The organism is Amycolatopsis sp. NPDC004747, assembly GCF_053601335.1.
Genome location: NZ_JBSGBQ010000002.1, coordinates 267,305 through 293,771, shown reverse-complemented (window position 1 = coordinate 293,771; position 26,467 = coordinate 267,305). Strand labels below are relative to the sequence as shown.

Below are 26,467 nucleotides of genomic sequence, written 5' to 3'. Positions count from 1 at the left end.
GAAGGTAAAGGGTGGCCTAAAGGTCTTCGTCCCGGCGTTTGCGCTGCTGTTCGGCCAGCTGGCGCAGGAAGTCGGGATCGTCGTCCGGGGCGAGCGGGGCGCGGCGCGGAGCCGAGGGCACCCCGACCCGCTGGCCGGCGAACGACCGCCACAGGAGCAGGGCGACGACCAGCGCGCCGACCGCCGCGAGCAGAGCGAGCATGCCGGATCCTTCCGTGTGGCTGCCTGTCCCCCGAGGTTAACCGGTCCGGCCGTGTGGTGGGCCTCAAGCCGGGCCGGTGGAGCACGAAGGCCGTGCCGGGGACGGGGTGGTTCCCGTACCCGACACGGCCGTGACGTCCGGATGGTTCAGGCGGTGCGCGTCGGTTCGCTGGCGTCGGTGGTCAGCTCGGCGAGCAGCTCGTTCACCTCGGACTCCCGGAACCGCCGGTGCCCGCCCGGGGTCCGGATCGAGCCGATCCGGCCCGCGGTCGCCCACCGCGTCACCGTCTTCGGGTCCACTCGGAACAGCGCTGCCACCTCGCCAGGGGTGAGCAGGCGTCCGCCCATCGTCGCGGTCATTTTCCGCCTCCTTAACGAACTCACTGCTATACCGGAGGCGTCCGGGCCCTTCTGCCCGTCGCGCCGGGGTAGCCAACAAGGCAATCGTTGCACTTCACCCGTCGGGTACTCGAACGGTTGTCCGCGAGTAAAGAGCCCTTAAAGGTCAAAACGGACAGGTTGCTTCCGCGTGGCAACTACCCTCCGGTGATCTGACGTGGGAAGACGTCGACTCCCGTGGCCACCGGCGGCCAGGCGTGGTGCCAATGGGGGATTGTCCAACCGCATAGAGTGATCCCGTGGATCAGTTGGACCGGAAGATCATCGCAGCGTTGCGCATCAACGGACGGGCCACTTACGCCGACCTCGGGCGAGCCGTCGGGCTGTCCGCGTCGTCGGTGCACGAGCGCGTGGGCAAGCTGGAAGCCGCCGGCGTGATCACCGGCTACCACGCGGTCGTCGACCCGAGCTCGGTCGGCCTCGGCGTGACCGCCCTCGTCAGCATCCACCCGACCGACACCGCGACGGAAGACGACGTCGCCGACGCGCTCGCGGAGCTCGACGAGGTCGAGAGCTGCTATGCGGTGGCCGGCGACGAGGCGTTCGTCGTCAAGGTGCGGGTGCCGACCGTCGACGAGCTCGAGCGCACGCTCGGCAGGCTGCGCCGCATCCCGGGTGTCGGGCGCACCAACACCACCGTGGTGCTCTCCACGCGGTTCGAGGGCCGCCCGAACAACGCGGGCCTGCAGAAGGACCGGCCGGGCGGGGCGTAGCCTGCGTTGGTGTGAGCGACGAGAAGCCCCCGCAGCTGGCCCGTGACCTGACGCTGTACCTGCTGGCGCGGTTCGTGCTGGTCGGGGTGATCGCGTGGGGCCTGTCACTGGCCGGGGTGCCGCTGCTGGTCGCCCTGCTGATCGGCCTGGTCGTCGGGCTGCCGCTCGGCCTGCTGCTGTTCCGCCCGCTCAACGCCCGCGTGACCGCGGGGCTGGCGAAGCGCAACGAGAAGCGCGCCCGCGCCCGGGCCGAGCTGCGCGCCCAGCTGCGTGGCGACGCCGGGCAGCCCGAATGAGCCGCCCGCACAGCCGCAGCTGGGTCCGCGAGGCCGTCCGGATCATCGAGGCCGACGCCAACCGCAGCGCGGACACGCACCTGCACGTCTTCCCGCTGCCCCCGGAGTGGGGCATCGACCTGTACCTCAAGGACGAGTCGGTGCACCCGACCGGCTCGCTGAAGCACCGGCTGGCCCGGTCGCTGTTCCTCTACGGGCTGGTCAACGGGCAGATCGGGCCGGACACCGTGCTCGTCGAGGCCTCCAGCGGGTCGACCGCGGTGTCCGAGGCCTACTTCGCCCGGATGCTCGGCCTGCGGTTCATCACCGTCGTGCCGCGGCGCACGTCGAAGGAGAAGGTCGCGCTCATCGAGTTCTACGGCGGCGAGTGCCACTTCGTCGACGAGGCCCCGGCGATGTACCCCGAGGCCGAGCGGCTCGCGGCCGAGTGCGGCGGGCACTACCTCGACCAGTTCACCTACGCCGAGCGCGCGACGGACTGGCGCGGCAACAACAACATCGCCGAGTCGGTGTTCGCGCAGATGCGCTCGGAGCGCCACCCGATCCCGAAGTGGATCGTCGTCGGCGCGGGCACCGGCGGCACGAGCGCCACCTTCGGCCGGTACGTCCGCTACAAGCGCCACACGACGAAGATCTGCGTGGTCGACCCGGAGAACTCGTCGTTCTACGGCGCCTGGGAGACCGGGGCCATGGACTACGCCACCGGCATGCCGTCGCGGATCGAGGGCATCGGGCGGCCCCGGTGCGAGCCGTCGTTCGTCCCCGGGGTCATCGACGAGATGTTCCAGATCCCCGACGCCGGCTCCCTGGCGGCGATCCGGCTGCTGCGCGAGCGGACCGGCCACTGGGCGGGCGGCTCGACCGGCACCAACCTCTACGGCGCGTTCCGGCTCATCTCGCGGATGGTCGAGGACGGCCAGGCGGGCAGCGTGGTGACGCTCCTGTGCGACGGCGGCGAGCGGTACGCGCACACCTACTACAACGACGAGTGGCTGGCCCAGCAGAACCTGGACCTGGCGCCGCACACGGCGCTGTTCGAGGAGTTCCTGACCACCGGGAAGTTCGTCCCGGAGAGCTAGACGTTCAGGCCGACCGCGGCCAGCACCGCCCAGGCGAGCATCGCCAGCCCGGTGTCGCGCAGGGCCGGGATGAGAGCGCGGCCGGTCGCGTCCTGGAGGATCGCCTTGACCGACTGGGGCAGCAGGGCGGCGCTCAGCACCGTCAACGCGGCGAGCGAGTGCGTGGTGAACTGCAGGACCCCGCTGAGCACGTACGGCACCGCGATCAGCGCCAGGTAGAGCCGCCGGGTGCCCTGGTCACCCAGGCGGGTGGCGAGGGTGCGCTTGCCGGACTCGATGTCGGTCGGGATGTCCCGCAGGTTGTTGGCCGTCAGGACCGCCGTCGAGAAGCAGCCGACCGCGACCGCGCAGGCCAGCGCCGCCCAGCTGACCCGGCCCGCCTGGACGTACACCGTGCCGAGCACGCCGGCCAAGCCGAAGAACACGAAGACGGCGATCTCGCCGAAGCCGTAGTAGCCGTAGGGCTTCTTCCCGCCCGTGTAGAACCACGCGCCGAGGATGCACAGCGCGCCCATCCCCAGCAGCCACCAGTGGCCGCTGACGGCCACCAGGACCAGGCCGAGCACCCCGGCCAGGCCGAGCGAGACCAGCGCCGCCGTCAGCACCGCCTTCGGGGCGGCGACCTTCGAACCGACCAGCCGGAGCGGCCCGACGCGGTTCTCGTCCGTGCCGCGGATGCCGTCGGAGTAGTCGTTGGCGTAGTTGACGCCGACGATCAGCGAGAGGGAGACCAGCAGCGCCAGCACCGAACGCCACCAGGAGAAACCGTCCAGCGCGATCGCCGCGCCGACCCCCGCCACCACCGGCGCCACCGCGTTGGGCAGCGTCCGCGGCCGGGCTCCTTCGATCCACTCGCTCAAGCTCGCCATGGCGCCATTCAACGCCATGGTGATCAGCGGCGAGCGGGAACCCGCGAACTCAATCCGAGGCCGGCATCTCCCAGACGAGCGACCCGCTGTTGGGGTCGACGCCGTCGGCGAGAGCCGCGCTCGCGGGCAGGAGGACGCCCAGCGTGACGGCGATGGCGGCGAAGGCGATTCTCATCCAGCGCGTCATGGTGAGTAGCCAAGCGGGCGCGCCCCGTGCGTGTCAACGCTCTGCGGCCATTCAGCGGCGCAAACGCTACTGAAGACGGGCTTTCACAGCCGTCCGGTCGATCTTCCCGGGGCCGCGGAGGGGGAGATCCGTGGCGAATTCGATGCGTTTCGGGGTGGCCGCCGCGCCCAGTTCCGCACGGACCGCCGCCCGCAGGTCGCCGTGTTCGCCGTCCAGGACGACCAGCGCGACCACCGCCTCGCCCCACTCCGGGTCCGGTACGCCGACGACGCACGCGTCCCGCACGCCCGGCTGGGCGCCCAGGCACCGCTCGACCGCGGTCGCCGACACCTTCACGCCGCCGGTGTTGATCATGTCGTCGGCTCGGCCGAGGACTTCGATGCGGCCGTCGTCATGCCGGATCCCCCGGTCGGACGTGGTGAACCAGCCGCCGGAGAAGGATTCGGCGGTCAGTTCGGGCTGCCGCCGGTAGCCGTGGGCGAGGACGTCCCCGGCGATCCGGATCCGGTCGCCGCCGACGTCGACCCGGACGCCGTCGAGGGGGACGCCGTCGTAGACGCAGCCGCTGGCCGTCTCGCTCATCCCGTACGCGGGCACGATCCGGACCCCAGCCTCGGCGGCGCGCTCGCGCAGGGCCGGCGACGTCGCGGCCGCGCCGACCACGATCGCGTCGAACGTCTTCGCCGCGGCCAGGCCCGCGCCGCCGTCGTCGAGCAGGCGGACCAGCTGGGTCGGCACCAGCGCCGTGTACCGCGGGCCGCCGGTCAGCCGGGCCGCCGCGGCCGCGAACTCGTCCGGGCGGAAGGCGGTGCCGGTCAGCAGCGCCGGCGTCGTCCCGGCCAGCAGCGACCGGACCAGCACCTGCAGCCCGCCGATGTAGTGCGCGGGCGTGGCCAGCAGCCAGTGGCCGGGGCCGCCGAGCCGGGCGTGCGTGGCCTCGGCGGACGCGGTCAGCGCGCGGGCCGACAGCAGGACGCCCTTCGGGGCGCCGGTCGAGCCCGACGTGGCGATGACCACCGCGGTACCCGGCTCGGCGGGTTCGCCCGGCGCCATGGCGTCCCTCAGCGCGGGGTCGGTGAAGGGCAGCACCGCCGGGCCGCCGCCCAGCGCGTCCGCGACGGCTCTGTTCAGCGTCCGGAGCGCTTCGGGCGAGCCGTCGAGGTGGACCGGGAGCAGCTCAGTAGTAATAGGGGACGTCCTTGAAGTCGGGGTCGCGCTTCTGGAGGAAGGCGTCACGGCCTTCGACGGCTTCGTCCTGCATGTAGGCCAACCGGGTGGTTTCGCCGGCGAACAGCTGCTGGCCGACCAGGCCGTCGTCGGTGAGGTTGAACGCGTACTTCAGCATCCGCTGCGCCGTCGGCGACTTGCGGGTGATCTCCCACGCCCAGGTCAGCGCCTCTTTTTCCAGCTCGGCGTGCGGGACGACCGCGTTGACCGCGCCCATCTGGTGCATCTGCTCGGCGGAGTACTCGCGGCCGAGGAAGAAGATCTCGCGGGCGAACTTCTGCCCGACCATCTTCGCCAGGTACGCCGAGCCGTAGCCGCCGTCGAAGGAGCCGACGTCGGCGTCGGTCTGCTTGAACTTCGCGTGCTCGGCCGAGGCGAGCGTGAGATCGCACACGACGTGCAGGGAGTGCCCGCCGCCCGCGGCCCAGCCCGGCACGACCGCGATCACCGGTTTCGGCATGAACCGGATGAGCCGCTGGCACTCGAGGATGTGCAGCCGGCCGGCCCGCGCCGGGTCCACCGTGTCGGAGGTCTCCCCGCTCGCGTACTGATAGCCGGACCGTCCGCGAATACGCTGGTCACCACCGGAGCAGAACGCCCACCCGCCGTCCTTGGGCGACGGGCCGTTCCCGGTGAGCAGGACACAGCCGACGTCGGCGCTCATCCTGGCGTGGTCGAGGGCCCGGTAGAGCTCGTCGACGGTGTGCGGCCGGAAGGCGTTGCGGACCTCCGGACGGTCGAACGCGATGCGCACCACGCGTTTGCCGCCGCGGTTCTCCGCGGAACGGTGGTAGGTGATGTCGGTGAAGGCGAACCCTTCGACCTCGGTCCAGGCGGCCGGATCGAACAGCTCGGAAACTCGGGCGTCATCCACATTTGCGAGGATAGGACCTGTGGACGTTACTGATCTCGATGGATGCGAGGCCTGCCGGTGAACCCTTCCACCGCGCAGGCCAGGGTCATCGTCGACGAGCTCGTCCGCAACACCGTTTCGCACGTCGTCCTCTGCCCGGGCTCCCGCAACGCGCCGCTGTCGATCGCGCTGTATGACGCGGCGGCGGCCGGGAAGCTCCAGCTCCACGTCCGGATCGACGAGCGCGGGGCCGCCTTCCTCGCCCTTGGCATCGCCGCCCGCACCGGCCGCCCGGTGGCCGTGCTCTGCACGTCCGGCACCGCGGCCGCGAACTTCCACCCGGCGGTCCTGGAGGCCGACCGGGCCGGCGTCCCGCTGATCGTGCTGACCGCCGACCGGCCGCCCGAGCTGCGGGCCGCGGGCGCGTCGCAGGTCATCGACCAGCACCAGCTCTACGGCGACGCGATCCGCTACTTCGACGAGCTGGCCGTCGCCGAGCGGCGGGCCGGGCAGAACTCGTACTGGCGGAGCCAGATCTGCCGGGCCTGGAACGCCGCCTACGGGGAGTGGCGCTGCGGGCCGGTGCACCTGAACATCCCGTTCCGCGAGCCGCTCGTGCCGGATGTGGACGACGACGGCGAGTGGTACGAATCGCTCGACGGCCGCGCCGACGGCTCCCGCTGGACCGAGCTGCCGGACTTCGGCGCGCTGCCGTCGTTCGTGGTCCCCTCGGCGCGCCACGGCCTGGTCATCGCGTGCGACACCGGCGTCCAGGCGGCCAGCGAGTGGGCCGAGCAGCACGGCTGGCCGGTGATCTCCGAGACCGGTGGGATCGGGCTGTCCGGCGGCACGGCGATCTCGTCCGGCGCGTGGCTGCTGGGCGTCGAGGAGTTCATCTCCCGGCACAAGCCCGAGCAGGTGCTCTGCCTCGGGCGGCCGACGGTGTTCCGGCAGATCCAGAAGGTGCTCTCGGACGCCTCGGTCGAGGTGCTGCTGGTGCGCCCGGACTCGGACTGGCCGGCGCCCGCGCACAACGTCCGGCAGGTCGGGCAGTGGTTCGACGAGCCGACCAAGCCCGCCGACCCGGAGTGGCTGGCCAGCTGGCGGCGGGCCGACGCGGCGGCCGCGTCCGCGGTGGCCTCGACGCTGGCCGAAGAGCCGTGGCCCAGCGGGTTGCGGGTGGCGACCGAGCTGGTGGACGCGCTGCCACCGGACTCGCTGCTGGTCGTCGGCTCGTCCAACCCGACCCGGGACGTCGCACTGGCCGGCCGGCTGCGCCCGGACGTCCTCGTGCACCGCAACCGCGGTGTCGCGGGCATCGACGGCACGGTCTCGACGGCCATCGGGGCCGCGTACGTGCACCGAGGCCCGTCGTACGCGCTGCTGGGCGACCTGACGTTCCTGCACGACGCGTCCGGGCTGCTGACCGGGCCCGCGGAGCAGCGCCCGGACCTGACGATCGTGGTCCTCAACGACGACGGCGGCGGCATCTTCTCCCTGCTCGAGCAGGGGGCGCCGGAGCACTCGGCTAGCTTCGAGCGGGTGTTCGGCACCCCGCACGGTGCCGACCTGGGCGCGCTGTGCGCGGGCTACCGCGTCCCGCACGTCGTCGCGGAGACGCTGACGGAGTTCCGGGCCGCGCTGGCACCGGCGCCGGGCCTGCGGGTCGTCGAAGTGCGGGTGGACCGCGCGCGGCACCGCGACCTGCACGCCCGCCTGCGGGCCGCGGTCTCCGCGGCCGTCTCGGCCGCCTGATGTCAACCGCTTTCCGGGCGTAATCCCAGAAGGCAAGAAACCTCCCTTCGGCTGTTCCTGGGGTGTTGTTGGCTGGCTACGTTCGAGCGCGCTGCTTCTCACTCCTCTGGAGGATTTCGAATGCGTGCAAGAACGCGCACCGGGCTCGGTGCGCTCGCGGCCGGCGTCGTCTCGGTGCTGCTCGCCGGTACCGCGAGCGCGGCGCCCTCACCCGGCGCCCCCGGTGCCGGCGACCCGTACTACCCGAACGCCGGCAACGGCGGCACGGACGTGCTGCACTACGACATCCGGCTCACCTACCAGCCCGCGACCGACGTCCTGTCGGGCACGACGACGCTGCTGCTCACCGCCACGCAGGACCTTTCGCGGTTCGACCTCGACTTCGCGCTGAAGGCGTCGAGCGTGCGGGTGAACAACCGGCCGGCACAGTTCGCGAACCAGACCGGCAACGGCGAGCTCGTCATCACGCCGGCGCAGCCGCTGCTCAAGGGCCAGACCGCGACGGTCGTCGTCGCCTACTCGGACACGCCGTCGACCGAGACGGTGGACGGCATCAACGCGTGGAAGAAGGGGGCCTTCGGCGCGCTCGGCATCGACGAGCCGCAGAGCTCGGCGTGGTGGTTCCCGGCCAACGACCACCCGACCGACAAGGCGACCTACGACGTCTCGATCGAGGCGCCGGACGACACCGCCGCCATCTCCAACGGGACGCTGGTCCGCAAGACGAAGCAGCGCGCCGGCTGGACCCGCTGGCAGTGGCGCAGCACGAAACCGCAGGCCACGTACCTGACGTCGTTCATCGTCGGCAAGTACGAGGTCATCGAGTCCACGACGCCCGACGGCAAGCCGTTCGTCACGGCCTACGGTGCCGACCTCGGTGACTCGCTGTACGCGGCGAAGGCCAGCGTCGAGCGGACGCCGGAGATCGACGAGTTCCTGGCCACCCAGTTCGGGCCGTACCCGTTCGAGGCCGAGGGCGGCGTCGTGACCAGCGGCATCGGCTTCTCCCTGGAGAACCAGACGCGGCCGACGTACGGCGCCCGCAACTTCCGCGCGGGCTCGAACACGACGTTGATCGCGCACGAGAACGCCCACCAGTGGTTCGGCGACAACGTGTCGCTGGGGCGCTGGAGCGACATCTGGCTGAACGAGGGCTTCGCGTCGTACGCGGAGTGGCTCTGGTCGGAGCACGAGGGCGAGGGAACGGTCGCCGAGCTCGCGCAGTACACGTACGACTCGAACCCGGCGGACGGCGACCTGTGGAAGCTGGTCCCGGCCGATCCCGGTGCGGACAACCAGTTCGACAACGCCGTGTACGACCGGGGTGCGCTGGCGCTCCAGGCGCTGCGGACGGCCGTGGGCGACCAGGCGTTCTTCGACATCCTGAAGACGTGGCAGGCGCAGCGGGGCGGGTCGAACGGGCGGATCCTGGACTTCATCGCGCTGGCGGAGAAGATCTCGGGCAAGCCGCTGCACGACCTGTTCCAGACGTGGCTCTACACGGCGGGCAAGCCCGCGGTGGGCCCGAACGGCGCCGCCGCTGCTGTGGCGGCTCGCTCGGCCGCGGCTGTTGCCAAGCCTCGCTCGTACGAGCAGATCCAGCAGAACCACCGGTTCCTCGCCGCCGAACACGCGGGCTGAGCCGGACCGCTACGCTCGCGGCGTGAGCACGAGAGGTGAGCGGGCGAGGCGCGTCGGGTGGTGGACCACCCTCGGCGTCGCCTCGCTCCTCACGGTGATGTGCGTGTGCCTGCTCTTCGCGGCGATCCGCAACGACGGCGCGATCTCGGCCCAGCTGGGGACCGCCACGGCCACGGTGGATTCGGTGGCGTTCGACCGGACGATCATCCACTTCGAGACACCGGACGGGATCGTGCACAGCCCGGCGAACGGGGTGCTGTACCCGGACGGGCTGGCGGCCGGGCAGCTGGTGCGGATCGAGTACGACGCGTCCGATCCGGAGCTGGCTCGGGTGGCTGGGCGGTCGGCCACGTTGACGTTGCTGCCGCTGGGGAGTTTTGTGTTCTTCACATGGTTGGTGGCCGGGCCGGTGCTTTGGTGGATTCGGCGGCAGAACAAGCGGGCTTTGGCTGCTGCTTGAGTGGTTCCTGGTGGGCTGCCGGGTTTCCCCCGCTCCTCGTCCTTTGATTGTTCAACACCGGAGACCCGGCCTCAAGGGCGCCTTCGGCGTCGCTTCGCGATGAGCTTCGCTCACCCTTGACCCCGGCTCTCCGGTGCTGACTGCGGCGAGGACGAGGGGCGGGGGAGGTGTAGGGCGGGTGGCTGGGTCTGCCTGCCGCGTCGCCGGAAGGCGGCCGTTGTGCCCCCTCCCGACCAGACAGTTCCCCGCCTCACCCTGGGGGGCGTGCCCTGTTCCAGTCTATCGGCGGGTGGCTCCACAACCGGGTGACGCGGCGAATCTGTGGACAACCGGACCCGATGTGGACAACTCAGCCCGCCGTCTCCTGCCACCAGCCCAGTACCTCGTCCGCCACTCCCGGGGCCGCCACCAGCAAGCCGTCCGTCGGCAGCGCCGTGTCCTCGCCGTGCTTGTCCAGGACCACCGCCCCCGCCTCGATCGCCATCGCCACCGCACCCGCCACGTCCCACTCGTGGTAGCTGTGCAGCACCGCCGCCGCCGCGTGGCCCAACGCCACCTGGGCGATCGACAACGCCGCCGAGCCGAGTACCCGGACCCCGGCGTGCGCCGCCGCTGCTCGCTCGATGAAGCCGCCCATTCCCGGCCAAGGGCCCGTGCGGGCCAGCTCCGTGCACACCAGGGCTCCCGCCGTCACGCAGCGGTCCGCCAGCTGGATCGGCTTGCCGTTCGCGCGGGCCCCCCGGCCGCGCGCCGCGGCGTAGATCTGGGCCCGGTACGGGTCCGCCACCACGCCCACCACCGGGCCCGCCGCGTCCACCAGCGCCAGGCTGTACGCGCACCAGGGCACCCCGGCCACGTAGTTCGCCGTGCCGTCCACCGAATCGACCACCCAGCGGTACTCCGCGACGTCCGCTCCGTGGTCCGCGCCGAACTCGTGGCCGACCACCGGGATGCCCGGGAACTCCGCCGTCAGCACGCGCCGCGTGTGGCGCTCCAGGATCCGGTCGGTGTCGGTGACCCAGTCGAACGGCGAGTCCAGGGTGGACGGGTGGGCGCCGCGGCCGGCGGTCGCGGTGATCACGTCGGTGGCGTCGTTGGCCAGCCGCCCGGCCACTTCGAGCGCCCTCGACAGCAAACCGGGCTCGACGGGCCGCGGCGGCCGTGAGGACAAGAGGGTCATGCCTGCTTAGTCTGGGCCACCCGGGTTTCCGGCACGCGACCACGAGATGACATGTCGTAGCCGATCTGTTCCGGCACCGTTGGCCGCCGTGTCACGCGGTCGCCAGGATCGGGTGCGATCGTCCATGACGTGCGAGTCGCCATAGTCACCGAAAGTTTCCTGCCCCAGGTGAACGGCGTGACCAACTCCGTCCTGCGGGTCGTCGAGCACCTGCGCGAACGCGCGCACGACGTGCTGATCATCGCGCCCGGCCCCGGCCCGGACTCCTACCGCGGGGCCCCGGTGATCCGGATCCCCGCGCTGGACGTCCCCGGCGTCAGCTCCCTGCCGATCGGCCTGCCGACGCGGACCGTGCTCAACGCGCTGGCCGCGTTCGGCCCGGACGTCGTGCACCTGGCGTCGCCGTTCGTCGTCGGCGCGCGCGGGCTCGCCGCCGCGAGACGGCTGCGTGTCCCGTCGATCGCCGTCTACCAGACCGACATCGCCGGGTTCGCCGCCGCGTACGGCTTCGGCATCGCCGCCCGCGCGGCCTGGCGCTGGGTGCGCCGGCTGCACTCGCGCGCCGACCGGACGCTCGCGCCCTCCAGCGACTCCGTCGAGCAGCTGCGGCGGCACGGCGTCCCGCGGGTGCACCGCTGGGCGCGCGGCGTCGACATCGACCGGTTCTCCCCGGCGCACGCCGATCCGGCGCTGCGGGCCGAGCTGGCCCCGGACGGCGAGCTGCTCGTCGGGTTCGTCGGACGGCTGGCGCCCGAGAAGGAGGTCGACCGGCTGGCCGCGTTGGCCGGGGTGCCCGGGATCCGCGTGGTCGTCGTCGGCGACGGCCCGGAACTGCCCTCGCTGAAGGAGCAGCTCCCGGGAGCCGCGTTCCTCGGCGCGAAGTACGGCGAAGACCTCTCGAAGGCGTACGCGAGCTTGGACGTCTTCGTCCACACCGGACCGCACGAGACGTTCTGCCAGGCCGTGCAGGAGGCGATGGCCTCCGGGCTGCCGGTGCTCGCCCCGGACGCCGGCGGCCCGAAGGACCTCGTGCTGCCCGGCCGCACCGGCTACCTGCTGCCCGCGGACCGCGAGCGGTTCGGGACGGCGCTGGTCGCGAAGGTCGGCGACCTGCGCGACGCGGCCCTGCGCGCGAGGCTCGGCGAGAAGGCGCGCAAGGTCGTGCTGGGCCGCACCTGGCCCGCCGTCTGCCACGAGCTCGTCGGGCACTACGAAGCCGTGCGGGGCCGGGCCGCCCGCGCGGCCTGACGTGCACATCGTCCAGCTCGCGAACTTCTACGGGCCGCGCTCGGGCGGGCTGCGCACCGCGCTGCACCACCTCGGCGCCGGCTACGTCGCGAGCGGGCACGAGGTGACGCTCGTGGTGCCCGGCCGCCGGCACGCCGACGAAGTCCTCCCGACCGGGGTGCGCCGGTTTTCGCTGCCCGCGCCGAAGATCCCGGGCACCGGCGGCTACCGGGCGGTCGACCCGCACCGGGTCCGCGCGGTCCTGCGCAGGCTCGAGCCGGACCGCCTGGAAGTGTCCGACCGGCTGACGCTGCGGGGCATGGGCGGCTGGGCGAGCCGGCACGGCGTGCCCAGCACGGTCATCTCCCACGAGCGGCTCGACCGCCTCCTGGAGCAGTTCCTGCTGCCCGCGCCGGTGGCCCGCCGCGTCGCCGACGTCGCGAACCGGCGGATGGCCGCCGGCTACGACACCGTCGTCTGCACGACGGCCTTCGCCCGCGCGGAGTTCGACCGGATCGCGGCACCGAACGTCCGCCGTGTCCCGCTCGGCGTCGACCTCACGACGTTCCGGCCCGCCATGCGCGACGACGGCTGGCGCGCCGGCCTCGCCTCCGGTGCGGACGCCCTGCTGGTGCACTGCGGACGGCTGTCGCCGGAGAAGCACGCCGAGCGCAGCGTGGACACCGTCGCCGAGCTGACCGAGGCGGGCGCGCGGGTGCGGCTGGTGGTGGCCGGCGACGGGCCGCGACGGCGAGCGCTCGAACGCCGGGCGCGGGGGCTGCCGGTGACGTTCCTCGGGTTCCTGCCGGGCCGCGGCGACGTCGCCCGGCTGCTGGCCAGCGCGGATGTCTCCCTCGCGCCGGGGCCGCACGAGACGTTCGGGCTCGCGGCGCTGGAGGCACTGGCGTCGGGGACGCCGGTGGTGGTGTCGGCGTCGTCGGCGCTGCGGGAGATCGTGCGCCCGGGGTGCGGCGCGGCGGTGGACGACCACGCGCCGGCGTTCGCCACCGCCGTCACGGACCTCCTGGACAGGCCCGAGGAGGTCCGGCGTGCCGCGGCCAGGGCGCGGGCCGAGGAGTTCACCTGGCCCGCGGCGGTGGCGGGGATGCTGGCCACGTTCCGTTGAACGAAGCCGACTAATCTCAGGTCATGTCACGCGCAAGCCTGGACAAGGATCCGCACGAAGTCGCCGCGATGTTCGACGGCGTCGCGTCCGGGTACGACCGGGCGAACTCGTTCATGACCTTCGGCTTCGACCGCCGCTGGCGCACCACCACCGCCCGCGTGCTCGACGCCCGCCGCGGGGAACGAGTCCTCGACCTCGCCGCCGGCACCGGCGTGTCGACCGTCGAGTACGCCCGTGGCGGCGCCTGGTGCCTGGCCGCGGACTTCTCCTTCGGCATGCTGCGCGCGGGCCTGCACCGCAGGGTCCCGATGGTCGCGGCGGACGCGCTCAACCTGCCGTTCGCCGACGAGAGCTTCGACGCCGTGACGATCTCCCTCGCCCTGCGCAACTTCGTCGACCCGAAGGCCGCGCTCACCGAGATCGCCCGCGTGGTCAAGCCCGGCGGCCGCCTGGTGATCTGCGAGGTCTCGACGCCGCCGTTCGCGCCCATCCGGTTCGTCCACCGGCGGTTCGTCCTGAAGCTGCTGACCTGGGTCGGCAGCCGGACGTCGTCGAACCCCGAGGCGTACAAGTACCTGGCCGAATCCATGCTCACCTGGCCCGACCAGCGCACCCTCGGCGAGATCATCGCGAGCGCCGGCTGGACCGACGTCGAGTGGTTGAACCTCACATTCGGGGTCGTGGCCATCCACCGCGCGCGCAAGCCTGCCTAAACTCGCGCATATGACGCGACGCACCGCAGACCAGGACGCCGAAGTCATCGTCGTCGGCGCCGGACCCGCTGGCTCCACCGTGGCCACCTACCTGGCCCGCGCGGGCGTCGACGTCCTCCTGCTGGAGAAGACCGAGTTCCCCCGCGAGAAGGTCTGCGGCGACGGCCTGACCCCGCGCGGCGTCAAGCAGCTCATCGACCTGGGCATCGACACCAGCGAGGACGCCGGCTGGGTGCACAGCCGCGGCCTGCGGATCCTCACCGGCGACCTGACGCTGGAACTCGACTGGCCGGACCTGACGAGCTACCCGCCGTACGGCGTTTCCCGCACCCGCCACGACTTCGACGACCTCCTCGCCAAGCTCGCGGTCAAGGCGGGCGCGCGGCTCTACGAGCGCACCACCGTCACCAGCGCGATCACCAACCCGAGCGGGCGCGTGGTCGGCGTCGAGGCGAAGGTCGGCCCGGAGAAGACGCCGGTGAAGTACTACGCGCCGCTGGTACTGGCCTGCGACGGCGTGTCCGCGCGGCTCGCGCTGAGCGTCGGCATCCAGAAGAACGAGAAGCGCCCGATGGGCGTGGCGGTGCGCCAGTACTACAAGAGCCCGCGCCACGACGACCCGTTCATCGAGGGCCACCTCGAGCTGTGGGACAAGTCCGACCCGCGGAACCCGAAGCTGCTGCCGGGCTACGGCTGGGCGTTCCCGCTCGGCGACGGCACGGTGAACGTCGGCCTCGGCATGCTGTCGACGTCGGCCTCGTTCCGGAACACCGACTACCGCGCGCTGCTGCGCCAGTGGCTCGACGGGACGCCGGAGGAGTGGGGCTACCGCGAGGAGAACGCGATCGGCAAGGTCGGCGGGGCCGGGTTGCCGATGGGCTTCAACCGCACTCCCCACTACCGCGACGGCCTCCTGCTGCTCGGCGACGCCGGCGGCATGGTCAGCCCGTTCAACGGCGAAGGCATCTCGGCCGCGATGGAGTCCGCGCAGCTCGCGGCGGAGGTCGTCGTGCAAGCGCTGGCGCGTCGCGAAGGGCCTTCGCGGGAACGGGCGCTGGAGGCGTACCCGCGGGCCGTCGGCGAGCTGATGGGCGGCTACTACCAGCTGGGCAACGTGTTCGCGAAGATCATCGGCAAGCCGAAGATCATGCACGCGTGCACCAAGTACGGGCTGCGCATCAACAAGCTCCTGCCGCTGGTCTACAAGGGCCTGTCGGGCTGCTACGACGCCAAGGGCGGCGACGGCGTCGACCGGCTCATTTCGGCGCTGGCGAAGGTCACGCCGAGCCCGCGCTGACCGGATTTCCGAGAGCCCGGCACGGTTTCCGTGCCGGGCTTCTTCGCGCGCGGACACACGAGTGGCCTAACAAGTTGGCCGTGCGGTCAGTGGGATAGATCACAGGTCAGCGCCCGTTTTGTCCGGCCGGATCGCGATCTTGAACGCCTTTCGCGCAGGTCGCGCGCGCGGTGTTGCCGACCCGTGACAACGATGGCGCCGAAACTTAGGCGACCCTTATAACACGGGGTACTAGGGACAAGAGTGTGAGTCGCGTCCTAGACTCCCCCCATGCTTTGTGAATCCCTTCACATCCACGACGAGTGGCTTGTGAACTATTTCACAAGCTCTATGCGGTCCAGCCACGGGCCGTAAGGAGACCCTGACCCTCGGCGGTGTGACCCAGGTCCCTTAGGGTGCCGACGAGGCCCAGCGGTTCCCCACCACAAGCACAACCGCAGCGGCGCGGAAAGGATGGCGAAGACCCCGTGCTGACGTTGCTGACCCGGACCGACACGGTGCAGCTGGCGCAAGAGGCCCCGAGCCTGAAGCCCTACCTGCCCTTGGTCCTGTTGTTCGTGCTGGCATTGGCGTTCGCCGTGTTGTCGGTCCTGCTCGGGCCGCTCGTCGGCCCCAGCCGGTACAACAAGGCCAAGCTCTCCGCCTACGAGTGCGGCATCGAGCCGTCCCCGCAGCCGCTCGTCGGCGCCGGGCGGATGCCGGTCGCGTACTACATCACCGCGATGCTGTTCATCCTGTTCGACATCGAGATGGTCTTCCTCTACCCGTTCGCCGTGCAGGCGGACGCGCTGGGCACGTTCGGCCTGGTGGAGATCCTGCTGTTCATCGCGACGGTCGGCTTCGCGTACGCCTACGTGTGGCGGCGCGGCGGCCTGGATTGGAACTAGACCCATGGGCCTCGAAGAAAAACTCCCCAACGGCGTCCTGCTGGCCAGCCTCGAAGGCCTCGTCAACTGGGCGCGCAAGAACTCGCTGTGGCCCGCCACGTTCGGCCTCGCCTGCTGCGCGATCGAGATGATGACGGTCGGCGGTTCCCGCTACGACATCGCCCGCTTCGGCATGGAGCGCTTCAGCGCGACGCCGCGGCAGGCCGACCTGATGATCGTCGCCGGGCGCGTCACCCAGAAGATGGCCCCGGTCCTGCGCCAGATCTACGACCAGATGGCCGAGCCGCGCTGGGTGCTCGCGATGGGCGTCTGCGCCTCCTCCGGCGGCATGTTCAACAACTACGCCGTGGTCCAGGGCGTCGACCACATCGTGCCGGTCGACATGTACCTGCCCGGCTGCCCGCCGCGGCCGGAGATGCTGCTGGACGCGATCCTCAAGCTGCACGCCAAGATCCAGGACGAGCCGATCAACGCCCGCCGCGCCGCCATCCGCGCCGCGAGCGGGGAGCGCACCGAGCTCGTCGCGTCGTCGATCAAGTACGCGAAGAAGTAGAGCGATGACTGAGAACCCCCAACCCGGCGAAGAGCAGTCGAGCGCCGAGCGTGCCGAAACCGGCCTGACGGCCCAGGGGCCCGGCGCGGCCGAACCGGTCGTCACCGGGCGCGAACGCCAGGGCATGTTCGGCGTCCACGGCACCGGCGACACCTCCGGCTACGGCGGCGTCCGGCTCCCGGCGTACAGCCCGGCGCCGGCCGAGCGCCCGTACGGCGGCTGGTTCGACCAGTTCGCCGACGAGTTCTACGCCGCGCTGGCCGAGCGCAAGATCCCCGCCGAGGCGATCCTGCAGACGACGGTCGACCGCGGCGAGATCACCTTCTACGTCGCCCGCGAGCACCTGCCCGCGATCGCGAAGACGCTGCGCGACGACGGCGGTCTCCGGTTCGAGCTGCTGTCCTCGGTGTCCGGTGTGGACTACGGCGTAGACGTCCCGCAGCGGCTGCACGCGGTCTACCACTTCACGTCGCTGACCTACCGGCGCCGGATCCGCCTCGAGGTCACCCTCGACGTCGAGGACGCGCACGTGCCGTCGCTGGTCGGGGTCTACCCGACCGCCGACTGGCAGGAGCGCGAGGCCTGGGACATGTTCGGGATCGTCTTCGACGGCCACCCGGCGCTGACCCGGATCCTGATGCCGGACGACTGGGACGGCCACCCCCAGCGCAAGGACTACCCGCTCGGCGGGATCCCGGTCGAATACAAGGGCGCGGAGATCCCGCCCCCGGACCAGCGGAGGTCGTACTCGTGAGCACCGAGAACCTTTCCGACGTCACCACGGGCACGTCGACCACCGCCGAGGGCAGCGACAGCACCGACGACGTCAGCTACGCGGATTCCCGCGACACCACCGAAGGCCGCGTCTACACGGTCTCCGGCGGCGACTGGGACGACGTCATCGCCGACGCCCAGCACGACGAGCGCATGGTCATCAACATGGGCCCGCAGCACCCGTCGACGCACGGCGTGCTCCGGCTCGTGCTGGAGATGGAGGGCGAGACCGTCACGCAGCTGCGGTCGGTCATCGGCTACCTGCACACCGGCATCGAGAAGAACTGCGAGTACCGGACCTGGACCCAGGGCGTCACCTTCGTGACGCGCATGGACTACCTGGCCCCGCTCTCGACGGAGATGGCGTACTGCCTCGGCGTCGAGAAGCTGCTGCAGATCGAAGCCCCGCGCCGCGCGCAGCTGCTGCGCGTGATGCTGCTGGAGATCAACCGGATCGGCTCGCACCTGGTCTACATCGCCACCGGCGGCATGGAGCTCGGCGCCACCACCGCGATGACGCTCGGCTTCCGCGAGCGCGAGGAGGTGCTGCACCTGCTGGAGCACCTGACCGGCCTGCGGATGAACCACGCGTTCATCCGGCCCGGCGGCCTCGCGCAGGACATGCCGGCCGACTACGTCGAGGTCGTCAAGGCGTTCATCAAGACGATGAAGGAACGCCTTCCCCTGTACGACAAGCTCTTCACCGGCCAGCCGATCTGGCGCAACCGGCTCAAGGGCGTCGGCTACCTGCCGGTGGACGCGTGCCTCGCGCTCGGCGTCACCGGCCCGGTGCTGCGGTCCGCGGGCCTGCCGTGGGACCTGCGCAAGACCGAGCCGTACTCCTGCTACGACGAGTTCGACTTCGACGTCCCGGTCGACAACGGCGCCGACTGCTGGTCGCGCTACCTGATCCGGGTGCACGAGATGCACGAGAGCCTCAAGATCATCGAGCAGTGCCTGGAGAAGCTCGAGCCGGGCCCGGTCATGGTCGAGGACAAGAAGATCGCGTGGCCCGCGCAGCTGTCCATCGGCAGCGACGGCATGGGCAACTCGCTCGAGCACGTCAAGAAGATCATGGGCCAGTCGATGGAGTCCCTGATCCACCACTTCAAGCTGGTCACCGAGGGCTTCAAGGTCCCGCCGGGCCAGGTCTACGCGGCGGTCGAGTCGCCCCGCGGCGAGCTGGGCGCGCACCTGGTCTCCGACGGCGGCACCCGGCCGCTGCGGGTCCACGTGCGCGAACCGAGCTTCGTGAACCTGCAGTCGATGCCCGCCATGGCCGAGGGCGGCCTGGTCGCCGACGTGATCGCCGCCATCGCCTCGATCGACCCCGTCATGGGGGGAGTGGACCGATGACCACAGCAGTTCCCGAGCCGGGCCCGAACCACTCCGCGACGACGCACGCCGCGGCCGGGCCCGACACCGACGTCGTCGCCATCGCGCCGGACCCCGAAGTGGCGGCCGGGATCATCACCGAAACGCCCCTCGAGGACATCTTCGACGCGGACATCCACGCGAAGGCGCAGGAACTGATCGCGCGCTACCCGATGTCCCGCTCGGCGCTGCTGCCGATGCTGCACCTCGTGCAGTCGGTGCAGGGCTACGTCAGCCAGGAAGGCATCGCGTTCTGCGCGAAGCAGCTCGACCTGTCCGACGCCGAGGTCAGCGCGGTCGCGACGTTCTACACGATGTACAAGCGCAAGCCGTGCGGCGAGCACCTCGTGAGCGTCTGCACCAACACGCTGTGCGCGGCCATGGGCGGCGACGCGATCTACAAGAAGCTCCAGACGCACCTCGGTTCCGAGGAGCAGCCGCTGGGGCACAACGAGACCGCGGGCACGCCGAACGAGCCGGGCTCGATCACCCTCGAGCACGCCGAGTGCCTCGCGGCCTGCGACCTCGCGCCGGTCATCCAGGTCAACTACGAGTACTTCGACAACCAGACCGAGGAGAAGGCCGTCGCGCTGGTCGACGCGCTGCAGGCGGGCAAGAAGCCGGCCCCGACGCGCGGTGCCCCGCTGACGAACTTCAAGGGCGCCGAGCTGCAGCTCGCCGGGTTCTTCCCGGAGGACGAGACGGCTTTCCGCCGGGACGTCGACGGCCCGTCGCAGGCCGTCGAGACGCTGCGGGGCGCGAAGCTCGCGCAGGACCGCGGCTGGGTCGCCCCGGTGGCGTCCGACGTGCCGCTGCCAGAAGTGGAGAAGAAGTAATGGCTGACCCCATCACTCCGGTCCTCACCAAGCGCTGGCTGTCGCCGAACTCCTGGCAGATCGGGACGTACGAGGCACTCGAGGGCTACACCGCCGTCCGCAAGGCACTGGCCGGGACGCCGGAGCAGCTCGTCCAGCTGGTCAAGGACTCCGGCCTGCGCGGCCGCGGCGGCGCGGGCTTCCCGGCCGGCATCAAGTGGTCGTTCATGCCGCCGAACTTCGACAAGCCGCACTACCTGGTGATCAACGCCGACGAGGGCGAACCGGGGACCTGCAAGGACATCCCGCTGATGATGGCGGACCCGCACTCGCTGATCGAGGGCTGCATCATCGCCTCGTACGCGATGCGGTCCAACCACTGCTTCATCTACGTCCGCGGCGAGGCGCTGCACTGCATCCGCCGCCTCAACGCGGCCGTGCGCGAAGCCGAAGCGGCGGGCTACCTGGGTGAGAACATCCTCGGCTCGGGCTTCGACCTCAAGATCACCGTCCACGCGGGCGCGGGCGCGTACATCTGCGGCGAGGAGACGGCGCTGCTGGACTCGCTCGAAGGCCGTCGTGGCCAGCCGCGGCTCAAGCCGCCGTTCCCGGCCGCCGCGGGTCTGTACGCCGCGCCGACCACGGTCAACAACGTCGAGACCATCGCCAGCGCGCCGTTCATCGTCAACGGCGGGTCGAGCTGGTTCCGCGAGATGGGCCGCGAGAAGTCGCCCGGCCCGAAGATCTACTCGATCTCCGGCCACGTCGAGAAGCCCGGCCAGTACGAGTGCCCGCTCGGTACGACCCTGCGCGAGCTGCTCGACATGGCGGGCGGCATGAAGGACGGCATCCCGCTCAAGTTCTGGACCCCGGGTGGCTCGTCCACGCCGATGTTCACCGCCGAGCACCTCGACGTTCCCCTGGACTTCGAAGGCGCGGCGGAAGCCGGGTCGATGCTGGGCACCACCGCCGTCCAGGTCTTCAACGAGACCGTGTCGGTGCCGTGGGCCGTGATGAAGTGGACCCAGTTCTACGAGCACGAGTCCTGCGGCAAGTGCACGCCGTGCCGCGAAGGCACGTACTGGCTGGCGCAGATCCTCGAGCGCATGGTCGAGGGCCACGGCACCGAGGAGGACATCGACACCCTCCTCGACGTCTGCGACAACATCCTCGGCCGGTCGTTCTGCGCCCTCGGCGACGGCGCGGTGTCGCCGATCCAGAGCGGCATCAAGTACTTCCGCGAGGAGTTCCTCGCGCTGTGCGAAGCGAACCGGCACGAACAGACCAAGCCCGAACTCGTGGGAGCGCAGGCATGACGATCGCGCCCGACAAGCCCGAAACCACCGAGACGCCGGTCCCCGAAGGCCACGTCAAGCTGGTCATCGACGGCGAAGAGGTCATCGCCCCCAAGGGCGAGCTCCTCATCCGCACGGCCGAACGCCTCGGCACGGTCATCCCGCGGTTCTGCGACCACCCCCTCCTCGACCCGGCGGGCGCCTGCCGCCAGTGCCTGGTCGAGGTCGAGATGGGCGGCCGTCCGATGCCGAAGCCGCAGGCGTCCTGCACGATGACCGTCGCCGACGGCATGGTCGTCAAGACCCAGCTGACGTCGGCGGTCGCGGACAAGGCCCAGCAGGGCGTGATGGAGCTCCTGCTCATCAACCACCCGCTGGACTGCCCGATCTGCGACAAGGGCGGCGAGTGCCCGCTGCAGAACCAGGCCCTGGCCCACGGCCGGACCGAATCTCGCTTTGTCGACACCAAGCGGACGTTCCCGAAGCCGCTGCCGATCTCGACGCAGGTGCTGCTGGACCGCGAACGCTGCGTGCTCTGCCAGCGCTGCACCCGGTTCTCCCGCGAGATCGCCGGCGACCCGTTCATCGAGCTCCTCGAACGCGGCGCCCACCAGCAGATCGGCACCGCGGAGACGGCGGACGTCCTGGACCTGGCCTCCCGGACGACGTCCGGCCAGCCGTTCCAGAGCTACTTCTCGGGCAACGTCATCCAGATCTGCCCGGTCGGCGCGCTCACCAGCGCGGCCTACCGGTTCCGGTCGCGGCCGTTCGACCTGGTGTCCTCGCCGAGCGTCTGTGAGCACTGCTCGTCCGGCTGCGCCGAGCGCACCGACTTCCGGCGCGGCAGGGTGCAGCGCAAGCTGGCCGGCGACGACCCCGAGGTCAACGAAGAGTGGATCTGCGACAAGGGCCGGTTCGCGTTCCGCTACACCGGCGCCGAGGACCGCATCCGGCGGCCGCTGGTCCGCAACCGCGAGACCGGTGAGCTGGAAGAGGCGTCCTGGACCGACGCGCTGCGCATCGCCGCGGCGGGCCTCACCGAAGCCCGCTCGGCCGGCGTCGGCGTGCTGCCCGGTGGCCGGCTGACCGTCGAAGACGCCTACGCGTACTCGAAGTTCGCCCGCGTCGCCCTGCGGACCAACGACGTCGACTTCCGCGCGCGCCCGCACTCGGCCGAGGAGCTCGCGTTCCTCACCTCGCACGTCGTGGGCACCACGCCGGAGTCCGGCGTCACCTTCGGCGAGATCGAGCGGGCCCGGACGGTCCTGTGCGTCGCCTTCGAACCCGAGGACGAGGCCCCGATCGTGTTCCTGCGGCTGCGCAAGGCGGCCCGCAAGAACCGCACCCGGGTCGTCCACTTGGGACAGTGGACGACGTCGTCGGTGCGCAAGACGTTCGGCGAGCTGCTCGCCTGCGTCCCCGGCCAGGAGGCCGCGGCCGTCGAGGGCATCGCCAAGCACGCGCCGGACCTCGACGAGGCCCTGCGCGGCGACGGCGCGGTCGTCCTGGTCGGCGAGCGCGCCGCCGCGATCCCCGGCCTGTTCGCCGCCCTGCACGACCTGGTCGAGCGCACCGGCGTCCGGCTCGCGTGGATCCCGCGCCGCGCCGGCGACCGGGGTGCCCTGGAGACCGGCTGCGTGCCGTCGCTGCTGCCCGGCGGCCGCCGGGTCGGCGACGACGCCGCCCGCGTCGCCGTCGAAAACGCCTGGGGCGTCCCGCTCCCGGCCACCCCGGGCCGCGACGCGACGGACATCCTGCTGGCCGCCTCGGCCGGCGAGCTGGGCGGCCTGGTCGTCGGCGGCGTCGACCCGTACGACCTGCCGGACCCGGACCTCGCGCTGCGCGCGCTGGACAACGCCGGGTTCGTGGTCAGCCTCGAACTGCGGCACAGCGCGGTGACCGAGCGCGCGGACGTCGTGCTCCCGGTGGCCGCGTCGGACGAGAAGTCCGGCAGCTACCTCAACTGGGAGGGCCGCACCCGCCCGTTCGACACCACCATCGAAGGCACCGGCGCGCTGCCGGACTGCCGGGTGCTCGACACGCTCGCCGTCGAGATGGACGCGGACCTGTTCACGCAGACGCCGGCCGCCGCGCGCGGCGACTTCGAGAAGCTGGGCCAGGCTTCGGCGCTGCGCTGGAGCCACGTCGCCGCCGAGATCGCACCGCCCGCGACGCCGGGTGACGGCCAGGCGGTCCTGTCGACCTGGCGCCAGCTGATCGACAACGGCTCGCTGCAGGACGGCGAGCCGCACCTCAAGGGCACCCAGCGCACGCCGGTCGCGCGGCTGTCCGCGAAGACCGCCGAAGGGCTGGGCGTCACCGTGAAGGTGAGCACCGAACGCGGCGCGATCACGCTGCCGGTGGAGATCGCCGACCTGCCCGACGGCGTCGTGTGGCTGCCGGGCAACTCCGACGGCTCGGCCGTGTTCAAGACGCTCGGTGCCGGGCACGGCGCCGTCGTGAACCTCGCTGGAGGTGGGCAATGACCCCGCTGCTGACCGAAGCCGCCGTCGGGAGCGTTCCCGACGCGGCCACGCGGGCGGCGCTGCTGGCCGACGACCCGTTGTGGCTGATCCTGCTCAAGTGCGTGGTCATCCTGCTGATCGGCCCGATCATGACGATCTTCCTGATCGTCTGGGAGCGCAAGGCGGTCGGCCGGATGCAGAACCGGCCCGGCCCCAACCGGGTCGGCCCGGGCGGCTACCTGCAGTCCCTCGCGGACGCGATCAAGCTGCCGTTCAAGGAACAGATCATCCCGGACACCGCCGACCGCAAGGTGTACTTCCTCGCCCCGGTCATGTGCGTGGTGCCGTCGCTGATCGCGCTGTCGGCCATCCCGTTCGGGCCGGTGGTGTCGATCTTCGGCGAGCGGACCGTGCTCCAGCTGCTCGACCTGCCGGTCAGCGCGCTGGTGATCCTGGCCTGCTCCTCGATCGGCGTCTACGGCATCGTGCTCGCCGGCTGGTCGTCCGGCTCGCCGTACCCGCTGCTGGGCGGCATGCGCAGCGCGGCGCAGGTGATCTCCTACGAGATCGCGATGGGTCTCTCGATCGTCGCGGTGATCCTGCAGGCGGGTTCGCTGAACCTGGCCGACATCGTCGGCGCGCAGCACAAGGTGTGGTTCCTCTACCTGGTCCCGAGCTTCGTGATCTACCTGATCTCGATGGTCGGCGAGACCAACCGGGCGCCGTTCGACCTCCCGGAGGCCGAGTCGGAGCTGGTCGGCGGCTTCCACACCGAGTACAGCTCGATGAAGTTCGCGATGTTCTTCCTCGCCGAGTACGTCAACATGGTGATCGTCTCGGCGTTCGCCACGACGCTGTTCCTCGGCGGCTGGATGGCCCCGTGGCCGCTGTCGCTGATCGGGAACAACGTCCTCAACACCGGCTGGTGGCCGGTGCTGTGGTTCTTCGCGAAGATGTTCATCCTGCTCTTCGGGTTCATCTGGCTGCGCGGCACGCTGCCCCGCCTGCGCTACGACCAGTTCATGCGCCTGGGCTGGAAGGTCCTGGTCCCGCTGAACCTGGTGTGGATCGTCATGGTGACCTTCGCGAAGGTGATCACCTGGAACACCGCGACGATCATCATCGCCGCGGTCGCGATCTTCATCGTCGCCTCGCTGTTCTTCTACGTCCGCGCCGCGGGCCGCGAAGAGGAGAGCGAGAGCATCCCGGTCACCGGCGGCGGCTTCCCGGTCCCGCCGCTGGACCTCAAGGTCCCGCAGACCACCCCGCGTCAGAAGGCTTTGGCCAAGGCCGAGGCGAAGGCGGCCCGCCGCAAGCCGGCGGCCGTCGGTACCGCAAAGGAAGGGGCACAAGATGGGGTTTCTTGATCCCGTCAAGGGCTTCGGCGTCACCTTCGGGATGATGTTCAAGAAGGTCGCCACCGAGGAGTACCCGGAGGCCGGCGCCCCCGCCGCCCCGCGCTACCACGGGCGCCACCAGCTGAACCGCCACCCGGACGGCCTCGAGAAGTGCGTCGGCTGCGAGCTGTGCGCGTGGGCGTGCCCGGCGGACGCGATCTTCGTCGAGGGCGGTGACAACACCGAGGAGGCCCGGTACTCGCCGGGCGAGCGGTACGGCGCGGACTACCAGATCAACTACCTGCGCTGCATCGGCTGCGGCCTCTGCATCGAAGCGTGCCCGACCCGGTCGCTGACGATGATCAACTTCTACGAGCTGGCCGACGACGACCGCCAGCGGCTGATCTACACGAAGGAAGACCTGCTCGCCCCGCTGCTGCCCGGCATGGAGCAGCCGCCGCACCCCATGCGGCTCGGCGAGAACGAGCAGGACTACTACGTGAACGGCCCCGAACTGGCACGCGGGGAGGGCGTCAAGTGATCTCCGCAGTCCTGGCCGCGGCGCCGGACGCGTCGGCCGGTGTCTCCACCGGTGAGGCCATCGCGTTCTGGGTGCTCGGGCCGCTCTCGCTGCTCGGTGCGCTCGGCATGATCTTCTCCCGCAACGCCGTGCACTCGGCGCTGTGGCTGGTGCTGACCATGCTGAGCCTGGGCGCGCTGTACATGATCCAGTCGGCGCCGTTCCTCGGCTTCACGCAGATCATCGTCTACACCGGCGCGATCATGATGCTGTTCCTGTTCGTGCTGATGCTGGTCGGGCGGGAGAGCTCCGACTCGGTCGTCGAAGTCCTCCGCGGCCAGCGGCTGGCCGCGACCGTGCTCGGCATCGGCACCGCCGCGCTGCTGGCCACCGGCATCTACCGGGCACTGGAGAACGTCACCCCGGCCATCCCGCTCGACTCCGCCACGCCGGCGGGCGGCGGGCCGAAGGGCCTGGGCCGGCTGATCTTCACCGACTACCTGTTCCCGTTCGAGCTGACGTCGGCGCTGCTCATCACCGCCGCCATCGGCGCGATGGTGCTGGCCTTCACCGACCGGCACGGCAAGGGCGGGAAGCTGTCGCAGAAGGAGCTGGTGCTCCTGCGCTTCCGCGGCGAGCACGACCGGCCGTCGCCGCTGCCCGGCCCGGGTGTCTTCGCCACCGCCAACTCGGTGGCCACCCCGGCGCTGCTGCCGGACGGCTCGGTCGCCCCGGAGTCGCTGTCGGCGATCATCGAGTCCACCTCGGCGATCGAGCTGGCGAAGGAGCGCAAGCTCGTCGCGGACGAGGGCCCGCACCCGGACGCGCACGCGCTGGTCGGCTCCGAAGGCACTCCGAAGGCCACTGGAGCCACTGGAGCCACGGAAGCCTCGGAAGCCACGGAAGGGGAGAAGGCATGACCCCCACGTACTACCTGCTGCTGTCGGCGCTGCTGTTCGCGCTCGGCGCGGTCGGCGTGCTGGTGCGGCGCAACGCGATCGTCGTGTTCATGTGCATCGAGCTGATGCTCAACGCGGTGAACCTGTCGCTGGTCACCTTCGCCCGGATCAACGGCGGGCTCGACGGCCAGGTCATGGCGTTCTTCGTCATGGTCGTCGCGGCCGCCGAGGTCGTGGTCGGCCTGGCGATCATCATGGCCATCTTCCGCACCCGGCGCTCGGCCTCGGTCGACGACACCAACCTGCTGAAGTACTAGGAGACACC

Annotated in this window: 28 protein-coding genes; 21 read left to right on the top strand and 7 right to left on the bottom strand. The window is 71.0% G+C overall.

Features of this window, described 5'->3' with window-relative positions:
* Positions 1-16 precede the first annotated feature (16 nt).
* On the bottom strand, positions 17-202 hold the full coding sequence (locus ACWEGE_RS03720; protein WP_449658874.1) for a hypothetical protein: 186 nt from the start codon (positions 200-202) through the stop codon (positions 17-19).
* A gap of 146 nt (positions 203-348) precedes the next feature.
* Positions 349-561, bottom strand: coding sequence for a BldC family transcriptional regulator (locus ACWEGE_RS03715; protein ID WP_103337316.1), 213 nt, complete (start codon positions 559-561; stop codon positions 349-351).
* Between the two features lie 278 nt (positions 562-839).
* On the opposite strand from ACWEGE_RS03715, the gene ACWEGE_RS03710 reads away from it, so the two are divergent.
* From ACWEGE_RS03710 to ACWEGE_RS03700, 3 genes are read left to right on the top strand one after another with little or no spacing between them, the layout of a single operon-like run.
* Entirely contained in the window at positions 840-1,313 is a 474-nt protein-coding gene (locus ACWEGE_RS03710; protein WP_310967891.1) for an Lrp/AsnC family transcriptional regulator, read from the top strand.
* Between the two features lie 11 nt (positions 1,314-1,324).
* Positions 1,325-1,609 (top strand): DUF4229 domain-containing protein, encoded by a 285-nt coding sequence (locus ACWEGE_RS03705; protein ID WP_449658873.1) that lies wholly within the window; start codon positions 1,325-1,327, stop codon positions 1,607-1,609.
* Positions 1,606-2,688, top strand: a complete 1,083-nt coding sequence (locus ACWEGE_RS03700) for an L-cysteine desulfhydrase Cds1 (protein ID WP_354841250.1) — start codon at positions 1,606-1,608, stop codon at positions 2,686-2,688. The genes ACWEGE_RS03705 and ACWEGE_RS03700 overlap by 4 nt, the downstream gene beginning before the upstream one ends.
* On the opposite strand, the gene ACWEGE_RS03695 is transcribed toward ACWEGE_RS03700, so the two are convergent.
* The 4 genes from ACWEGE_RS03695 to ACWEGE_RS03680 all read right to left on the bottom strand — a co-directional run bounded on the left by ACWEGE_RS03695 (position 2,685) and on the right by ACWEGE_RS03680 (position 5,845).
* Positions 2,685-3,557 (bottom strand): 1,4-dihydroxy-2-naphthoate polyprenyltransferase, encoded by an 873-nt coding sequence (locus ACWEGE_RS03695; protein WP_449658872.1) that lies wholly within the window; start codon positions 3,555-3,557, stop codon positions 2,685-2,687. The two genes, ACWEGE_RS03700 and ACWEGE_RS03695, sit on opposite strands and share 4 nt — an antisense overlap.
* Positions 3,558-3,606: 49 nt before the next feature.
* Positions 3,607-3,744 carry a hypothetical protein gene (locus tag ACWEGE_RS03690; protein WP_449658871.1) on the bottom strand — a complete coding sequence of 46 codons (138 nt, stop codon included), beginning with the start codon at positions 3,742-3,744 and terminating at the stop codon, positions 3,607-3,609.
* Between the two features lie 66 nt (positions 3,745-3,810).
* Complete coding sequence (menE, locus tag ACWEGE_RS03685; RefSeq protein ID WP_449659076.1) at positions 3,811-4,920, bottom strand: o-succinylbenzoate--CoA ligase; 1,110 nt, start codon at positions 4,918-4,920, stop codon at positions 3,811-3,813.
* A 1-nt stretch (position 4,921) separates the two neighbouring features.
* Complete coding sequence (locus ACWEGE_RS03680) at positions 4,922-5,845, bottom strand: 1,4-dihydroxy-2-naphthoyl-CoA synthase (protein ID WP_449658870.1); 924 nt, start codon at positions 5,843-5,845, stop codon at positions 4,922-4,924.
* A 57-nt stretch (positions 5,846-5,902) separates the two neighbouring features.
* Here ACWEGE_RS03680 and menD point away from each other — a divergent pair, with 57 nt between their 5' ends.
* From menD to ACWEGE_RS03665, 3 genes are all read left to right on the top strand, one after another.
* Positions 5,903-7,579 (top strand): 2-succinyl-5-enolpyruvyl-6-hydroxy-3-cyclohexene-1-carboxylic-acid synthase, encoded by a 1,677-nt coding sequence (gene menD, locus ACWEGE_RS03675; protein WP_449658869.1) that lies wholly within the window; start codon positions 5,903-5,905, stop codon positions 7,577-7,579.
* 120 nt (positions 7,580-7,699) lie between these two features.
* A complete protein-coding gene (locus tag ACWEGE_RS03670; RefSeq protein ID WP_449658868.1) occupies positions 7,700-9,220 on the top strand; it encodes a M1 family metallopeptidase in 1,521 nt (506 codons plus the stop codon).
* Positions 9,221-9,242: 22 nt separating this feature from the next.
* Complete coding sequence (locus tag ACWEGE_RS03665; protein WP_449658867.1) at positions 9,243-9,680, top strand: DUF3592 domain-containing protein; 438 nt, start codon at positions 9,243-9,245, stop codon at positions 9,678-9,680.
* 349 nt (positions 9,681-10,029) lie between these two features.
* Here the strand turns inward: ACWEGE_RS03665 and ACWEGE_RS03660 are convergent, their stop codons facing one another.
* Positions 10,030-10,860: an inositol monophosphatase family protein gene (locus ACWEGE_RS03660; protein WP_449658866.1), complete on the bottom strand. Its 831-nt coding sequence runs from the start codon at positions 10,858-10,860 to the stop codon at positions 10,030-10,032.
* Positions 10,861-11,037: 177 nt separating this feature from the next.
* On the opposite strand from ACWEGE_RS03660, the gene ACWEGE_RS03655 reads away from it, so the two are divergent.
* From ACWEGE_RS03655 to nuoK, 15 genes are all read left to right on the top strand, one after another.
* Positions 11,038-12,108: a glycosyltransferase family 4 protein gene (locus ACWEGE_RS03655; protein WP_449658865.1), complete on the top strand. Its 1,071-nt coding sequence runs from the start codon at positions 11,038-11,040 to the stop codon at positions 12,106-12,108.
* Between the two features lies 1 nt (position 12,109).
* Positions 12,110-13,213 carry a glycosyltransferase gene (locus ACWEGE_RS03650; RefSeq protein ID WP_449658864.1) on the top strand — a complete coding sequence of 368 codons (1,104 nt, stop codon included), beginning with the start codon at positions 12,110-12,112 and terminating at the stop codon, positions 13,211-13,213.
* Between the two features lie 23 nt (positions 13,214-13,236).
* Entirely contained in the window at positions 13,237-13,926 is a 690-nt protein-coding gene (locus ACWEGE_RS03645; protein ID WP_449658863.1) for a class I SAM-dependent methyltransferase, read from the top strand.
* A gap of 10 nt (positions 13,927-13,936) precedes the next feature.
* On the top strand, positions 13,937-15,223 hold the full coding sequence (locus ACWEGE_RS03640; protein WP_449658862.1) for a geranylgeranyl reductase family protein: 1,287 nt from the start codon (positions 13,937-13,939) through the stop codon (positions 15,221-15,223).
* Between the two features lie 467 nt (positions 15,224-15,690).
* Positions 15,691-16,110 (top strand): NADH-quinone oxidoreductase subunit A, encoded by a 420-nt coding sequence (locus ACWEGE_RS03635; RefSeq protein WP_206790918.1) that lies wholly within the window; start codon positions 15,691-15,693, stop codon positions 16,108-16,110.
* A 4-nt stretch (positions 16,111-16,114) separates the two neighbouring features.
* The gene (locus tag ACWEGE_RS03630) at positions 16,115-16,663 is read left to right on the top strand and encodes a NuoB/complex I 20 kDa subunit family protein (protein ID WP_043783847.1); all 549 of its coding nucleotides are present in this window, start codon (positions 16,115-16,117) and stop codon (positions 16,661-16,663) included.
* Between the two features lie 4 nt (positions 16,664-16,667).
* Positions 16,668-17,417 carry an NADH-quinone oxidoreductase subunit C gene (locus ACWEGE_RS03625; protein ID WP_449658861.1) on the top strand — a complete coding sequence of 250 codons (750 nt, stop codon included), beginning with the start codon at positions 16,668-16,670 and terminating at the stop codon, positions 17,415-17,417.
* Entirely contained in the window at positions 17,414-18,793 is a 1,380-nt protein-coding gene (locus tag ACWEGE_RS03620) for an NADH-quinone oxidoreductase subunit D (RefSeq protein WP_449658860.1), read from the top strand. Before ACWEGE_RS03625 ends, ACWEGE_RS03620 begins: the two co-directional genes overlap by 4 nt.
* Positions 18,790-19,647: an NADH-quinone oxidoreductase subunit NuoE gene (nuoE, locus tag ACWEGE_RS03615; RefSeq protein ID WP_449658859.1), complete on the top strand. Its 858-nt coding sequence runs from the start codon at positions 18,790-18,792 to the stop codon at positions 19,645-19,647. Before ACWEGE_RS03620 ends, nuoE begins: the two co-directional genes overlap by 4 nt.
* Positions 19,647-20,942 carry an NADH-quinone oxidoreductase subunit NuoF gene (gene nuoF, locus ACWEGE_RS03610; RefSeq protein WP_364460768.1) on the top strand — a complete coding sequence of 432 codons (1,296 nt, stop codon included), beginning with the start codon at positions 19,647-19,649 and terminating at the stop codon, positions 20,940-20,942. Before nuoE ends, nuoF begins: the two co-directional genes overlap by 1 nt.
* Positions 20,939-23,407 carry an NADH-quinone oxidoreductase subunit G gene (locus ACWEGE_RS03605; RefSeq protein WP_449658858.1) on the top strand — a complete coding sequence of 823 codons (2,469 nt, stop codon included), beginning with the start codon at positions 20,939-20,941 and terminating at the stop codon, positions 23,405-23,407. The genes nuoF and ACWEGE_RS03605 overlap by 4 nt, the downstream gene beginning before the upstream one ends.
* Positions 23,404-24,753 (top strand): NADH-quinone oxidoreductase subunit NuoH, encoded by a 1,350-nt coding sequence (gene nuoH, locus ACWEGE_RS03600; RefSeq protein WP_449658857.1) that lies wholly within the window; start codon positions 23,404-23,406, stop codon positions 24,751-24,753. The genes ACWEGE_RS03605 and nuoH overlap by 4 nt, the downstream gene beginning before the upstream one ends.
* Positions 24,740-25,264, top strand: coding sequence for an NADH-quinone oxidoreductase subunit NuoI (gene nuoI, locus ACWEGE_RS03595; protein WP_003081846.1), 525 nt, complete (start codon positions 24,740-24,742; stop codon positions 25,262-25,264). Before nuoH ends, nuoI begins: the two co-directional genes overlap by 14 nt.
* Positions 25,261-26,163, top strand: a complete 903-nt coding sequence (locus tag ACWEGE_RS03590; protein ID WP_449658856.1) for an NADH-quinone oxidoreductase subunit J — start codon at positions 25,261-25,263, stop codon at positions 26,161-26,163. The genes nuoI and ACWEGE_RS03590 overlap by 4 nt, the downstream gene beginning before the upstream one ends.
* A complete protein-coding gene (gene nuoK / locus ACWEGE_RS03585; RefSeq protein WP_091303926.1) occupies positions 26,160-26,459 on the top strand; it encodes an NADH-quinone oxidoreductase subunit NuoK in 300 nt (99 codons plus the stop codon). The genes ACWEGE_RS03590 and nuoK overlap by 4 nt, the downstream gene beginning before the upstream one ends.
* Positions 26,460-26,467: the final 8 nt, after the last annotated feature.

Excerpts from the sequence above, each read along its gene's own strand:
- ACWEGE_RS03720 (WP_449658874.1), bottom strand. The coding sequence starts at position 202 with ATGCTCGCTCTGCTCGCGGCGGTCGGCGCGCTGGTCGTCGCCCTGCTC.
- ACWEGE_RS03715 (WP_103337316.1), bottom strand. The coding sequence starts at position 561 with ATGACCGCGACGATGGGCGGACGCCTGCTCACCCCTGGCGAGGTGGCA.
- ACWEGE_RS03700 (WP_354841250.1), top strand. The coding sequence starts at position 1,606 with ATGAGCCGCCCGCACAGCCGCAGCTGGGTCCGCGAGGCCGTCCGGATC.
- ACWEGE_RS03695 (WP_449658872.1), bottom strand. The coding sequence starts at position 3,557 with ATGGCGAGCTTGAGCGAGTGGATCGAAGGAGCCCGGCCGCGGACGCTG.
- ACWEGE_RS03690 (WP_449658871.1), bottom strand. The coding sequence starts at position 3,744 with ATGACGCGCTGGATGAGAATCGCCTTCGCCGCCATCGCCGTCACGCTG.
- ACWEGE_RS03670 (WP_449658868.1), top strand. The coding sequence starts at position 7,700 with ATGCGTGCAAGAACGCGCACCGGGCTCGGTGCGCTCGCGGCCGGCGTC.
- ACWEGE_RS03660 (WP_449658866.1), bottom strand. The coding sequence starts at position 10,860 with ATGACCCTCTTGTCCTCACGGCCGCCGCGGCCCGTCGAGCCCGGTTTG.
- ACWEGE_RS03645 (WP_449658863.1), top strand. The coding sequence starts at position 13,237 with ATGTCACGCGCAAGCCTGGACAAGGATCCGCACGAAGTCGCCGCGATG.
- ACWEGE_RS03640 (WP_449658862.1), top strand. The coding sequence starts at position 13,937 with ATGACGCGACGCACCGCAGACCAGGACGCCGAAGTCATCGTCGTCGGC.
- ACWEGE_RS03630 (WP_043783847.1), top strand. The coding sequence starts at position 16,115 with ATGGGCCTCGAAGAAAAACTCCCCAACGGCGTCCTGCTGGCCAGCCTC.
- ACWEGE_RS03625 (WP_449658861.1), top strand. The coding sequence starts at position 16,668 with ATGACTGAGAACCCCCAACCCGGCGAAGAGCAGTCGAGCGCCGAGCGT.
- nuoE (WP_449658859.1), top strand. The coding sequence starts at position 18,790 with ATGACCACAGCAGTTCCCGAGCCGGGCCCGAACCACTCCGCGACGACG.
- nuoF (WP_364460768.1), top strand. The coding sequence starts at position 19,647 with ATGGCTGACCCCATCACTCCGGTCCTCACCAAGCGCTGGCTGTCGCCG.
- ACWEGE_RS03605 (WP_449658858.1), top strand. The coding sequence starts at position 20,939 with ATGACGATCGCGCCCGACAAGCCCGAAACCACCGAGACGCCGGTCCCC.
- nuoH (WP_449658857.1), top strand. The coding sequence starts at position 23,404 with ATGACCCCGCTGCTGACCGAAGCCGCCGTCGGGAGCGTTCCCGACGCG.
- nuoI (WP_003081846.1), top strand. The coding sequence starts at position 24,740 with ATGGGGTTTCTTGATCCCGTCAAGGGCTTCGGCGTCACCTTCGGGATG.
- nuoK (WP_091303926.1), top strand. The coding sequence starts at position 26,160 with ATGACCCCCACGTACTACCTGCTGCTGTCGGCGCTGCTGTTCGCGCTC.